The following is a 14,317-nucleotide window of genomic DNA, read 5'->3' on the forward strand; positions in this document are numbered from 1 at the left end:
TGGGAGAAAAATAATGATTGAATCAATTATTAGATGGTCTATCGGCAATCGTTTCTTTGTTTTGTTGATTACCTTAATTATCGCGTTTGGTGGTTTGTATTCATTACAAAAAACACCAGTAGATGCACTCCCCGATCTTTCTGATGTGCAGGTGATAATTAAGACGAGCTATCCGGGACAGGCACCACAAGTAGTGCAGGATCAAGTGACATTTCCTCTTACTACAGCGATGTTATCAGTGCCGGGGGCGCAAACTGTTCGTGGTTACTCATTTTTTGGTGATTCCTACGTCTACATTATTTTTGATGACGATACTGATTTGTATTGGGCTAGAAGCAGAGTACTTGAATACTTAAGCCAAGTAGCATCAAGCCTGCCTGATTCGGCAAAACCTCAATTAGGACCTGATGCAACAGGTGTGGGTTGGGTATACATTTACGCTTTAACAGATAAGTCTGGAAACCATGATCTAAGCCAATTAAGAAGCATTCAAGACTGGTTCTTAAAGTATGAACTACAAACTGTTCCGGGCGTGTCCGAAGTTGCCGCCGTTGGTGGTATGGTTAAGCAGTATCAAGTGCAAGTAGATCCTGATAAATTGAGAGCTTACGATATTCCTCTAAGTTTAATACAAATAGCCTTACAAAAAGGGAACAAAGAAACTGGCGCATCCGTTGTGGAAATGGCTGAAGCTGAATATATGGTTACCGCAACGGGGTATATTCAATCAGTTAGTGATATAGAGAAAATCCCACTTGGTATTAACGAACAAGGCACGCCATTGCGTATTGGTGATGTTGCTACCGTTAATTTAGGGCCTCAAATGCGCCGTGGTATCGCAGAGCTTAATGGTGAAGGCGAAGTTGTTGGTGGTGTTGTCGTTATGCGCTTTGGTGAAAACGCTCAACAAACCATAAACGGGGTAAAAGAAAAACTTGAATCGCTTAAATCTTCTCTACCAGAGGGGGTGGAGATTGTCCCTGTTTATGACAGATCGAAGTTAATAGATCGTGCTGTTGATAATCTTTGGAGCAAGTTGCTAGAGGAGCTTGCAGTCGTTGCTATTGTCTGTGTGGCTTTCCTATTTCATCTTCGCTCATCTATTGTGGCAGTTGTTACTCTGCCATTAGGTATCTTGGTGTCGTTCATTATCATGTATATGCAAGGCATCAATGCCAACATTATGTCTTTAGGCGGTATCGCTATTGCGATTGGTGCGATGACTGATGGTGCAATAGTGATGATTGAAAATATGCACAAGCATATGGAGAAAACACCACTAACAGATGAAAATCGCTGGCAAATTGTTGCTAAGGCTGCGAGTGAAGTAGGCCCTGCACTATTTTTTAGCTTACTGATCATTACAGTCTCATTCTTACCTGTATTTATCTTGGAAGCGCAAGAAGGAAGAATGTTCTCTCCGCTCGCCTATACAAAAACCTATGCAATGGCGGCATCAGCAGGTTTGGCGATCACATTGGTGCCTGTTTTGATGGGCTACTTTATTCGAGGCAAAGTTGTTTCTGAAAAGAAAAACCCGTTAAACCGATTATTGATTGCTATCTACATGCCTGTTTTAAAGCAAGTCATGAAGTTTCCAAAATCGACAATAGTAGCAGCAATATTAGTGACTATCGTTGGCTTTTGGCCTGTCGATAAAATTGGTAGTGAATTCATTCCGCCATTGGATGAAGGCGATCTCATGTATATGCCTACTACCTATCCCGGTATTTCAATTGGTAAAGCAAGGGAGTTATTGCAGCAAACAGACAAGCTTATTCGCACTGTGCCAGAAGTTGAAACTGTATTTGGTAAAGTAGGAAGAGCTGAAACTGCAACCGATCCTGCACCTTTAACCATGATTGAAACCTTTATTCAATTGAAGCCACGAGAGCAGTGGCGAGAGGGTGTGACTACTGAATCGTTAAAAGCTGAGTTTGATAAATTGGTTAAGTTTCCGGGCTTAACGAATGCTTGGGTTATGCCAATCAAGACCCGAATCGACATGTTAGCAACAGGCATAAAAACGCCTGTGGGTATTAAAGTCGCCGGACCAGAGCTTGATGTGATTCAGGAAATCGGCCAACAAATAGAGCAAATTTTACCCGAAGTTACAGGCACAGCATCAGTTTACTCAGAGCGAGTTGCAGGTGGACGATATATCAAGGTTGATATTTCACGCGATAAGGCAAGTCGCTTTGGGTTAAACATCGAAGATGTTCAACAAGTGGTTTCTACAGCTATTGGTGGTATGAACGTTACCCAAACGGTAGAAGGTCAAGAGCGTTACCCTGTTAACTTACGCTATCCGCAAGACTATCGAGACTCTCCTGAGCAGCTATCACGATTACCTGTTGTAACACCAAGTGGTCAACGCATTGCACTAGGTGATGTCGCAGATATTCGAGTTGAGAACGGTCCGCCGGGAATTAAGAGTGAAAATGCTCGTTTAAATGGCTGGACGTTTATCGATATAGACGGTGTTGACGTAGGTACTTATGTTGAAAGTGCAAAAATACACTTGGCTAATAATCTAAAACTACCAGCAGGTTATTCAATTACTTGGGCTGGGCAATACGAATATATGGAAAGAGCGAAAGAAAAGCTCACCTATGTATTGCCTTTAACACTCGCCATTATTGTTATTCTACTTTACTTAAACTTCAGAGCGTTTAGTGAGGTGGCTATCATTATCGTTACCTTGCCGATGGCGATGATTGGTGGCTTATGGTTGATGTATCTGGAAGGGTTTAACTTCTCTGTGGCTGTTGGCGTGGGCTTTATTGCTCTAGCTGGGGTAGCGGTTGAGATTGGTGTGATAATGTTGGTCTATCTCAATCAGGCACTTGCTGAGCTTAAGGAAAAAGCTGAAGAGCGAGCTGAACCTATCTCTGATGATGCATATCAAGATGCATTATTGCACGGTGCAGGCTTACGAGTTCGTCCAGTAATGATGACAGTTGCAACAATCATTATCGGCTTGATGCCCATTTTATATGGTACAGGAACAGGTTCGGAGATTATGAGTCGTATTGCTGCACCTATGGTAGGCGGAATGACAAGTGCTGTGCTACTCACTCTTATTGTGCTCCCAGTAATTTACTCAATCGTTAAAAAGCCAGAATTAAACGCCTTTAACAAGGAGCTTTCTAAGGCGGAGCTAAAAAGTAATGCTTAGCACGGCTAGAAAATATCACAAATGGCTAATGGCATTTGTCGGAATACAATTCCTCTTCTGGTCTATTACAGGCGTGTATATGGTGACTATGGATATTCACTATATACACGGCGAAACCTTGGCTAAGAGTGAGGAAGCCAAAATAGATTTAGCAAGTATGGATTACTCCATTGTAAAGCTAGCTGCGGATTATCCTAAAGCTAGCCAAGTTACACTTACTCAAAGTATGGGCCGTCCTTTGTATTCTTTTATTAATGGAGAAAATGGAAAAGTAGCAATAGATGCTAAAACTGGAGCTGTTCAGGCACTTGTAGATGAAATCAAGGCTAAAGAAATCGCACAATACCATTATGCGCTGAATCATCAAATCGACAGCGTAAGGTTGATTAAGTCAGCGACAAACTTGCCTGCTGAGTTGTCCCCAAGGCATTTACCTGTTTGGAGAGTGACGTTTGAGCAATTCTCCACACCGACATTTTATATAAGTCAACAAACAGGATCACTTGTTGCCAAGCGTCATGATTACTGGCGATTGTTTGATTGGATGTGGCGGTTCCACATTATGGATTACTATGATGGAGAAAACGTATCTAACTGGTTTTTGTTCTTGGTCGCAACTCTAGGTCTAATGGGAGCAATTACTGGCGCAGTATTGACTTATTACCGAGTGCTTTCCCCAAATAAAAAGGGAGTCATTTGATGCGACTATTTAAGTTAAATACAACGATACACAAGTGGCTTTCTTTATTTGTTGGTTTACAACTGCTTATTTGGTTGGGAACGGGCCTTTACTTCAATTTGATGGATCACAGTAAAGCCAGTGGTAATGAACTTAGAGTTCATTCTCATCATGAAGGTAGCATTACAGGCTTTGACCTATTCCCTATTAAAGACATTACTAGTAATGCTCCGCAGGAAGTAAACCTTATATGGGTTTTACATCAGCCTTACTATCATTTTGTGTTCGATAAGGGGCAGCATAGCTATCAAGAACGCCACTCAAAGCTATTTGATGCTGTAACAGGAAAGCCATTTAATTTGTCTGAAGAACAAGTACTAACTTTGGCAAAAAACTCCTACTCAGGACAGGGTAAGTTAACTACTCCAGTGTTATCTCAACCTCCGTTTTCTGATCACGTAAGGCAGCAAAATCCTATGTGGCAAGTTGCCGTTGAGGATGAGAACAATACAACTATTTATTTAGATAGTATTACAGGTCAAGTACTTCGCCATGCCAATGATGATTTCAGATTGAAAGATCTGATGATGAAGCTTCACTTTATGGACTATGGCAATTCTGGAGGATTTAACCATTGGTTGATCATTGCATTTGCTTTTGCAACGCTATTCCTTTCAATTACTGGTGTTACTTGGCTGATACAACAGTATCGAAGTGGTTTACTGAAGCTAGGTTGGGGCACTAACAGGCAAAAAGTGGCAGTGACGTTTTCCAATGAAAATACTATTACTGACATCTCAGCAGTTGGTCGCTCAACTGTACTAGAAGGGCTAGCTAGTTCACATGTATACCTTCCTTCAGGTTGCGGTGGTGGCGGTACTTGTGGCAAATGCGTGTTCTTAAGTTCAACTAAATTACCTATCACACTATCTGAACAGGAACATTTATCTCAGGAGCAACTTAAGGAAGGTTATCGGCTTGGATGTCAGCATAGGTTCTCTGAAATTAGTTCGATTGAAGTTAATACTGATCGCAATATTGAAAATCATGAGCTAGTTGTGGTTGCGACTAATTTCATTACTCCTTTTATCAAGGAAGTGAAATTTAAGCTGAAATCAGGCAAACAGTTGGCATTTAAAGCTGGTGCATATATGCAATTTGATGTGCCAGCAGGGATGAATAGCTTACGTCCAGATGATATGCCAGAGTGCTATGAAAAATACTGGGATAGCTACTATCATGGAAAATTTTCTCATAACGGTGTAACTCGCCACTACTCATTAGTTAACTTTGACGAGGAGTCTGATGAGTTAATGTTTAATATCCGTTGGCAGACCGCAAAGAATGGTTTTAAAGCAGGAATAGGTTCAAGTTATTTAGGTTCACTCCAAGTAGGTGAAACGATAACTGCAAAAGGCCCTTTTTCTGATTTTTATGCCACTTCAAATAAAAAAGTTAGTCGCGTGTTTATTGGTGCGGGTTCAGGACTTGCACCACTGAGGTCTATTATTTTTGAACAGTTGAAAAAGCATAAAGATAAAAGTGGTTTGACTCTTATCTATGGTGCGCGAACTGAAGATGACTTGCTATACCATAATGAATTGAAGTCACTGAGTGAGAAGCATAAAAACTTCTCTTATATTCCTACTCTTTCTAATCCTTCAGAAGAATGGCAAGGGCACTCAGGCTATGTTCAAAAAGTACTTCTGCCGTATATGAACCAAAAATCAGAACTGCTTTTGGCTGAGTTTTACTTGTGCGGTCCAGAAGCAATGATGAGTGAAGTGGAAAAAATAATTACAGATGCTGGGATTCCAAGTAATCAAATTTTCAAAGATAAATTTAGTCGTTAATCCATTAAATAAATAGAGGTAAATATGAAAAAACTAATTAAATTTTTAACCGTAATCAGTGTCGTTTTTAGTAGTGCGGTATTTGCGCATGTGCATCTTGAAAAAAGTGTGCCTGCTGATAATGCAATGCTAATGAATCCTCCAGAAGAGTTAACTTTGGTGTTCACCAAAGAGGTACGGGTTGTAAAAGTTTCATTGGCCAATAAACAAGGCGAAGAATTTAAATTTGGATTCGAGCCTTCTAAAGTCGCTACTAGCAAATTTACATGGAAACTACCTAAATTAGCTCCTGCAAACTATGCTGTGGATGTAACCTTCTTAGGTAACGATGGTCATAAAATGAAACATAGCTTCGGCTTTATGGTTCACTAAAATAGGCGGTGTGATTGATATGGAAATGTATATCTGGAATACAGTCATTGTACTGTCAAAAATTGTATTTTACGTCGGCTTTGCCTGTATTGCTGGTTATACATTTTTCAGGCAAATATTTGAGAATAATGAATCTCATACTAATGCTGTAATAGCGAATTTAACGTGGACAAGAACTTATATAGTTATGGCTTTGATCGCTAATATTACTTGGTTCTTTGCCAGTACTGGTGCAATGGCAGAAGAGGGAATTCAGGGGGCGATAGACGTTGATATATTGGCTATTATGTGGGACTCCTCTGTAGGCACTGGAGCTTTGCTTCGAGCGCTTGGGCTAGTTACCGCAATAATCGCTTTAGCTTTAAGGTTCAAACTCGCTGTGAACTCGTACTTAAAACAAAGCGCTTTAATGTTGAGTTTATTAATCCTTGCATACTCATTCACGTTACTGGGTCATATTTCTGAGTTAGGCACAATTGAAAAAGGCTTGCTTATTTTGCATGTGCTCGTTATGGCATGGTGGTTTGGGGCGTTATTGCCACTAAAACAGGCTTGCCATCAGCTAAGTTATGCAGAACTTCATTTGCTGATGGAAAGCTTTGGCAAACAAGCAAGTTTTACAGTGAGCCTATTGTTGGTAGCAGGCCTCTGGCTCGTGATTCAATTGATCGGAAGTCTTGATGCACTAATAAGCTCAAGTTACGGACAAACACTGTTGTTTAAATTGGCCCTTGTAGTGTCTATTTTGGCACTTGCTGCTAAACATAAACTAATACTCGTTCCACAACTTAAAAATAGTCAAGGCAGAGAGGCTTTATCTAAATCTATCTCGATAGAAATGCTAGTAGCTTTTGCCATTTTATCTGTAACGGCTGGGCTTACTAGTGTTGTTGGCCCTGCAAATTAAAACCTAAAAGAGAGAATGAAAATGAAAACAATAAATATATTACTCGTTTTATTAATGACGTTTAGTTTCGCAGCAAACGCTCATGGTGATAAGAACAAAGACAAAGGTTTGTTTAAAGGTATAGATACCCCTGCCGCAAAAGTTGTTTTGGCATTTCATCAAGCACTTGAAACTGGCAATCAAAAACAGGCTAGAGCGCAGTTAGCGGATGATGTCACCATTTTCGAGGGAGGCCGCGTTGAAAGGAGCGCTGATGAATATGCTCATCATCATATGTTGTCGGATATGAAGTATTTAGCAGCGATGAAGAGCGACACACTTGAACATCAAGTGACGATACTTGGAAATACCGCTATCTCTGCGTCGCGTAGTCAAACTACAGGTACTCATAAAGGTGTTGAACGCGATTATCAAGGCATGGAAACGATGGTGCTGGAAAAACAAAATGGTGAATGGAAGATTAAGCACATTCATTGGTCACATTAATTTATTGGTTAAATAACGGAGTACAAAATGAGAATTAAAAGTCCATTACATCAAGTTTCTACGCCACGTAGACGCTTTGTACAAGGTTTAGCTGCTGGCGGTATATTAGCTGCTTTTCCAAGCATTCTTCATGCTGCTTCATCTTTAGTGGCTGGAACAATAACAGGTACTGTGCCCGAACTAAGTGGAGAAATAATAGATCTGGTGATAGATGAGTCACCCGTAAACTTCACAGGTGTTGTAAGAATGGCTACAACAATCAATGGCTCAATACCAGCTCCTACCTTGCGCCTCAGAGAAGGTGATGACGTTACTATCAGGGTAACTAATAAATTATCAGTGCCGAGTTCAATTCATTGGCATGGGATCATTCTTCCGTATCAAATGGATGGCGTACCGGGTATTAGCTTTAAAGGTATAATGCCGGGTGAAACCTTTGTTTATAAATTTAAGCTGCAACAAAGCGGCACATATTGGTATCACTCACACAGTGGCTTTCAAGAAATGACAGGTATGTACGGCGCATTAATTATTGAGCCAAGAGAAAAGGATATTATTAGTGCTGACAATGAGCATGTTATCCAATTGTCTGATTGGACTGATGATGACCCAATGGATTTGTTCCGCAAGTTAAAAGTACAGAGCGATGTATTTAACTTTAATCAACCTACTGTTCCAGAGTTTTTTGATGACATTTCAAATAGCAGCGTTTCAAATGCGCTACAACGCCGGGAAATGTGGAATAAAATGAGAATGAACCCTACAGATCTTGCAGACTTATCAGCATCTGCAATGACTTTTTTAATGAATGGTTGTGCGCCTTTGACAAACTGGCGTGGAATGTTTAAAGCTGGCGAAAAGGTTAGGCTTAGATTTATTAACGGTTCTAGCAATACGTTTTTTGATGTAAGAATACCTGAGCTGAAGTTAACAGTTGTACAAGCTGATGGACAAAATGTTGAACCTGTGACAGTAGATGAATTTAGATTTGGTCCCGGTGAAACTTATGATGTACTTGTCGAGCCAAAAAATGATGCATATACGATTTTTGCACAAAGCATGGATCGCTCAGGTTATGCTAAAGGTACTTTATCAATGGCACCTAATATTGATGCACCAGTACCTGCTCTAGATCCCGTTGAATGGTTAACGATGACAGATATGATGGGGAATATGGCCCAAGGTGGTGAGCATTCCGCGATGGCAGGTATGGCAGACATGTCGGGCATGAATTCTAATAAAATGGATCATAGTGCAATGGGTCATGGAGCGATGGCAATGGATCATAGTAAACATGGAATGACTAAAAACCCATTAGCTGTTGCTAGCACTAAAGTGCGTCATGCAAAAACAGAGTATGGAGCTTCTGTTGATATGCGTGTTGATATGCCTAGAACAAACCTTGATGATCCCGGTATAGGTTTACGTAAAAATGGACGCCGTGTTTTAACACTTGCAGATTTACATTCTCTTGAGGGAATTACAAACCAGCAAGAGCCAGAGGCTGAAATTGAATTACATTTAACTGGAAACATGGAGCGTTATAGCTGGTCATTTGATGGCTTGGAATTTGGAAAAAGCACGCCAGTTCACATGAAGCATAATCAACGTTTAAGAGTTATTTTACAAAACGATACAATGATGACACATCCCATGCACCTGCATGGTATGTGGAGCGATTTGGAGAATGAAAAAGGTGATGTACAGGTTCGTCGCCATACTATCCCTGTACAACCAGCGCAAAGAATTAGTTTTTTAACAACACCTCATGACGTAGGTCGCTGGGCATGGCATTGCCATTTATTATTCCACATGGATGCAGGTATGTTTAGAGAGGTAGTTGTATCATGAAAAAATTAATACTAACCAATACGTTAAGACTATTATTAATAGGTTTGCCCCTTATAAGTGTATCTGTATCTGCAAAAGATGAGATGACTGAGATGGGTGATTCTAAAATGCAAGCACAAGGTGGAGATGCACCTAAAGATGCTAGAGACCCCCATGCTTATGCAGCAGGTACAACTTTGACTGAAGGTCCTTATGCACTCAGTAGCGACAAACGACTGACTTTGGCAGATGAGCATTCATTTTACGCGCTACTAGGGGATCGTCTTGAATATAATGAGCAAACAAACGCAGGTGTTTTTGACTTTCAGGCATGGTATGGCACTACTTTTGATAGATTAGTCATCAAAACTGAAGGAGATTTTAGCGAAGGTAATTTAGAGGAGAACCAAACAGATTTTCTATGGGGCCACGCAATATCTGCTTATTGGGATACACAAGTCGGTATTCGACTTGATTACAATAACGAAGGTGAAAACCGCAAATGGCTAGCTTTTGGTTTACAAGGTCTAGCCCCCTACTGGTTTGAAATTGATATGACTGCGTATTTAGGAGAGCAAGGTAATAGTGCATTTTCGATCGAAGCTGAGTATGAGCTATTACTTACTCAAAAGTTAATTGTTCAACCACGAGCAGAGTTGACGCTTTACGGTAAGGATGACGTCCAAAATAACCTTGGTAGTGGCTTGTCTAGCAGTGCTATTGGTTTTCGGGTTCGTTATGAGTTTACCCGCCAGTTTGCTCCCTATGTTGGCGTTGAGTGGACAAATAAATTTGGTAATACAGCCGACTTTGCGAAGTTAAATGGGCAAAGTACTCGTGATACTGCTTTTGTTGCAGGTATCAAGTTCTGGCTCTGATATGAAGAAATACTATATTGACTTGATGAGAGCTACCGCAACTATATTGATGGTAGCTTTCGTTTTTTGGGATTTAAACCATTTTAGTTATGTTAGGAAAGGCCTAGCTAATAGTTTTTTTGGAAAGAACTAAGAGCAGTAATAGTAAGCTACTTCTTGTTTTCAATCGGTGCCAGTCTGGTGTATACCTATCAAGGTGGAATATCAGCTAAGAAGTAAAGTTGGCGAATGGTTAAGGTTAAAGAGTCAAGGCAAAAAACATCGCCATTGAAAGACGTACAATAGGCCATTTTATCACTTTTGATGAACGGGAATTGGATGTGCCCGGGATAGAACCGATTGTTGCAAAGTACTGCGCTTAAAGCTGAACAATTGGAAAAATGATCCATTACTCAATACCTAGTTATGAGCGTAGGGTTTTTATTTCTTTTAATGGTGCTCATGCTTGGCTTCAATCTCATGAGTATAAATTAGACACCCCTTTTATACTTGTGAAGTTAAAGCTGTTTAAAAAAGTAAAAAGTAAAAAGTAAAAAGTAAAAAGTAAAAAGTAAAAAGTTTAGGTTTTAGTTCAAAGGTTGATCAAGATCATAAAATTATTTTTATAAAGTGGCTAATATTGTAGGTGATAAATAAGGAATTAAAATGTTTGGACTTTTCAAGTGGTTTAAAATAGTGGTAATTACTCTGTTGCTTACGCAGCATGGCTTTGCTATTGCTAAACCAATGAATTGTGAAGAACATCAAAATGGATCTTCCGACACGCATATTATACAACCAAGCAAAAATATGCATCATCAATCAATGAATGACAATAGTCACTATCACACTGAAAATTCGCAAGATTCTAAAAACCGTCATGGTGATGAAGACTGTGAAAAATGTAAAGCTGGTGATTGTGTTTGTTGTGAAGGCGGTTTTTGTACAAGCTTTCATTTAAATGCCTATCTTGTGGAAGCGCAAGACGAAGGTATTTGCAATATTCATTCTGAGCTAATTCTACAGCGTATACCCCTACCAAAATCTGGTATCCATCTCTTACTTTATCGTCCACCAATTATTGGCTAATCACGGGATCAGTGCGCCTTTTTTTCGCCAGTCCCATCAAAAATAAAACGATTTACTGATTGGTTTAAATTACCAACCGTTTTGAACAATTAGCACAATATTTTTTGGAGGCATGATGAACATGCTCAAACTATTGCTATTTACAGTACTTAATGCTGTCGATTTTGACCGAGATTTCTCTTTTACCAAAAAATTAGTTTTTAGCTTATTCACTAGAATTAGTACTTGACCTGTGTCTTAGACACAGGTCTAAGCTGAAGATGAGAGTACAAACTTAGCTAAAAAACTGAGGAGTGAATATGAAAGTTGCGGAGCTGGCAAAAAGCCTTGGAACGACTGCTGATACGGTGCGCTATTACACCAGATTAGGATTGTTAAAACCTGCTAAGTTAGTGAACGGCTACAAGTCATACTCGAATAAAGAAGTATCGAGACTTAAATTCATTTTAAGTGCCAGAAACCTTGGTTTTTCCGTTGCAGATATCAAGGAAATTATTAATGAATCTGAAGATGGTAAAAGTGCGTGCCCATTAGTCAGAAGCCTGATCAAAGAGCGGCTTGAAGAAACAGAAAAGCAGTTTCAAGCAATGTTGGCACTTCGAGGAAAAATGTCTTCTGCGCTTTCTCGATGGGAAGAAATGGAAGACAAAGCACCGACTGCAAACATGGTTTGTCATCTCATCGAAAACTTTGAGCAAATTAAAAAAGCATAGGAGGAAAAAGGGTGGCTACTAACACAAATATAAAAACTGAATCAGGCTGTTGCTGTCAGGCAAAAGCTCAATCCTCTTCGTGTAAAAGTAAGGAGAATACGTTGGAGAAAGTATCACATAACCAACAGCTTATCATTGAAGGTGCTGGGTGTGCTAGCTGTGTAGGCAAAATTGAAGGGGCGTTGAAGGCAACTCTTGGAGTCGTCAGTGCGGAAATGAATTTTGCTGATAGGACAGTAACAGTTTATGGGACAGCTAAAACAAAAGAGTTGATCAAAGCTGTTGAGTCAGTGGGGTATAACGCGAAGCCAATTGATGATAGCTCAGCAACAGATGCGCTTGATGAGAAAGAGGCTGCGGATTTTGCATATTACAAAAAGCTAATGCGCGATACGTTTATTGCCCTTTCACTCGGCGTTCCTTTGATGATCTACAGCATTGTAGTTGGAGAAATGACGGTTGAAACAAACCTTGAACGAATTTCTTGGTTGGTTGTAGGCATTTTAACTTTTGGTGTTATGTATTTTTCAGGCAAGCATTTCTATGTAGGAGCATGGAAGAGCTTCAAAAATCATTCAGCCAATATGGACACCCTAATTGCTTTAGGAACAGGCACGGCTTGGTTGTATTCGATGGTTGTCGTGTTTGCACCTGACGCTGTTCCATTGATGGCACGGCATGTTTATTTTGAAGCTACCGCCATGATCATTGGCTTAATTGATTTAGGTTTAGCATTAGAAATCAAAGCCAGAGGTAAAACCTCTGAGGCCATTAAACGTCTTATCGGCTTGCAAGCCAAAACAGCAACCGTGGTTCGTGACAACAAAGAAGTTCAGATAGGTATTGAGCAGGTTTTATTTAACGATATTGTGAAGGTAAAACCGGGTGAAAAAATTCCCGTCGATGGCGTGGTATTGGAAGGACACACCTCTATTGATGAGTCCATGCTGACAGGCGAACCTATGCCTGCTGAAAAAGCTGAAGAAGATGAGGTTGTCGCAGGTACTTTGAACAAATCAGGCATGATTTTATTTAGAGCCACACGCGTTGGTAAAGACACGGCGCTTGCACAGATCATCAATATGGTGAAACGAGCACAAAATTCGAAACCGCCGATTGGCCGTTTGGCCGATGTTATTTCAGCTTTTTTCGTACCTGTCGTGATGATCACCTCTGTGTTAAGTGCGCTAGCATGGCTTAACTTTGGACCTGAGCCAGCCATTGCTTTTGCCATCGTTTCAGCAACTACTGTGCTTATTATTGCCTGCCCGTGTGCTTTAGGCTTGGCAACACCCATGTCTGTCATGGTGGGAGTAGGAAAAGCAGCAGAAGCCGGAGTGCTTATTCGCAACGGTGAGGCACTGCAAACCGCCTCTAAAATCACTGCCATGATTTTAGATAAAACGGGCACTATTACTGAAGGGGCACCTAAGGTAACCGATATTATTTTAGCAAAAGCTACTGACGAAAAAGACGTACTACAGCTTGCAGCAAGTTTAGAAAGCGGCTCAGAGCATCCTTTAGCGCAAGCGATTGTTGAAAGTGCGTTAGATCAGGATATTGAGTTACTAAAAATTGAAGCCTTTAACGCCATTACGGGTTTTGGTGTAGAAGCAAGCTGCAACAACAAAGCCCTGCTTTTCGGAAACGATAAACTAATGAAGTTAAAAGGCATAGACCTCACAGGCTTTGTTGAACAAGCACAGTCTTTAGCCAAAGAAGCCAAAACACCTATGTACTTTGCTGTAGATGGTGAACTTGCAGCAATCATTGCTGTTGCAGATCCTATCAAGTCAGACTCAATCTCTGCTATCAAACGGCTTCAGGCTAATGGTATACGCGTCATCATGTTAACGGGTGATAACAAGGAAACCGCTGCCGCCGTAGCTAAAAAAGTGGGTATTAGTGAGTTTCTTGCTGAAGTGCTGCCAGAAGATAAAGCCAACAAGGTGAAAGAGCTACAAGAAGGCGGCGAAATTGTTGGTATGACAGGAGATGGCATCAACGATGCTCCTGCGCTAGCGTTAGCCGATGTTGGCTTCGCCATAGGCACAGGGACTGATGTAGCTATCGAAAGTGCTGACATTACCCTAATGCGTGGTTCACTTCATGGCCTTGCTGATGCCATAGCGGTAAGCAAAGCTACTTTACGAAATATCAAACAAAACTTGTTTGGCGCGTTTGTCTATAACGTAGCCGGGATTCCTTTTGCTGCGGGGGTTCTATATCCCTTCTTTGGCATTCTGCTTAGCCCTGTAATTGCAGGTGCTGCAATGGCGTTTTCGTCATTGACTGTAGTGTCAAATGCAAATCGACTTCGCTTTTTTAAAGCAAAAGAGCATTAAGGAGAATC

Annotated in this window: 11 protein-coding genes; all 11 read left to right on the forward strand. The window is 40.6% G+C overall.

Going from position 1 to position 14,317, the window contains the following annotated elements; translation table 11 throughout:
* Positions 1-13 precede the first annotated feature (13 nt).
* The 11 genes from ABX891_RS04015 to ABX891_RS04065 all read left to right on the forward strand — a co-directional run bounded on the left by ABX891_RS04015 (position 14) and on the right by ABX891_RS04065 (position 14,309).
* Positions 14-3,178, forward strand: coding sequence for an efflux RND transporter permease subunit (locus ABX891_RS04015; protein ID WP_004589255.1), 3,165 nt, complete (start codon positions 14-16; stop codon positions 3,176-3,178).
* Positions 3,179-3,257: 79 nt separating this feature from the next.
* Positions 3,258-3,878, forward strand: coding sequence for a PepSY domain-containing protein (locus tag ABX891_RS04020; RefSeq protein ID WP_223230573.1), 621 nt, complete (start codon positions 3,258-3,260; stop codon positions 3,876-3,878).
* Complete coding sequence (locus ABX891_RS04025) at positions 3,878-5,710, forward strand: 2Fe-2S iron-sulfur cluster-binding protein (RefSeq protein ID WP_024596190.1); 1,833 nt, start codon at positions 3,878-3,880, stop codon at positions 5,708-5,710. The genes ABX891_RS04020 and ABX891_RS04025 overlap by 1 nt, the downstream gene beginning before the upstream one ends.
* Positions 5,711-5,734: 24 nt before the next feature.
* Positions 5,735-6,082, forward strand: a complete 348-nt coding sequence (locus ABX891_RS04030; RefSeq protein WP_010558032.1) for a copper resistance CopC family protein — start codon at positions 5,735-5,737, stop codon at positions 6,080-6,082.
* Positions 6,083-6,101: 19 nt separating this feature from the next.
* Positions 6,102-6,989, forward strand: coding sequence for a CopD family protein (locus ABX891_RS04035; RefSeq protein WP_354628960.1), 888 nt, complete (start codon positions 6,102-6,104; stop codon positions 6,987-6,989).
* 15 nt (positions 6,990-7,004) lie between these two features.
* Positions 7,005-7,475, forward strand: a complete 471-nt coding sequence (locus ABX891_RS04040) for a YybH family protein (RefSeq protein WP_008467847.1) — start codon at positions 7,005-7,007, stop codon at positions 7,473-7,475.
* Positions 7,476-7,502: 27 nt separating this feature from the next.
* Positions 7,503-9,326: a copper resistance system multicopper oxidase gene (locus tag ABX891_RS04045; RefSeq protein WP_354628961.1), complete on the forward strand. Its 1,824-nt coding sequence runs from the start codon at positions 7,503-7,505 to the stop codon at positions 9,324-9,326.
* Positions 9,323-10,183, forward strand: coding sequence for a copper resistance protein B (locus ABX891_RS04050; RefSeq protein WP_004589262.1), 861 nt, complete (start codon positions 9,323-9,325; stop codon positions 10,181-10,183). Before ABX891_RS04045 ends, ABX891_RS04050 begins: the two co-directional genes overlap by 4 nt.
* 645 nt (positions 10,184-10,828) lie before the next feature.
* Complete coding sequence (locus tag ABX891_RS04055; protein WP_010558026.1) at positions 10,829-11,251, forward strand: hypothetical protein; 423 nt, start codon at positions 10,829-10,831, stop codon at positions 11,249-11,251.
* A 299-nt stretch (positions 11,252-11,550) separates the two neighbouring features.
* Positions 11,551-11,964, forward strand: coding sequence for a MerR family transcriptional regulator (locus ABX891_RS04060; protein ID WP_335677606.1), 414 nt, complete (start codon positions 11,551-11,553; stop codon positions 11,962-11,964).
* Between the two features lie 101 nt (positions 11,965-12,065).
* Positions 12,066-14,309 (forward strand): heavy metal translocating P-type ATPase, encoded by a 2,244-nt coding sequence (locus tag ABX891_RS04065; protein WP_008467856.1) that lies wholly within the window; start codon positions 12,066-12,068, stop codon positions 14,307-14,309.
* The last annotated feature ends 8 nt before the right edge of the window (positions 14,310-14,317 follow it).

Source organism: Pseudoalteromonas sp. NCIMB 1079 (assembly GCF_040567695.1).
Lineage (GTDB): Bacteria > Pseudomonadota > Gammaproteobacteria > Enterobacterales > Alteromonadaceae > Pseudoalteromonas > Pseudoalteromonas distincta.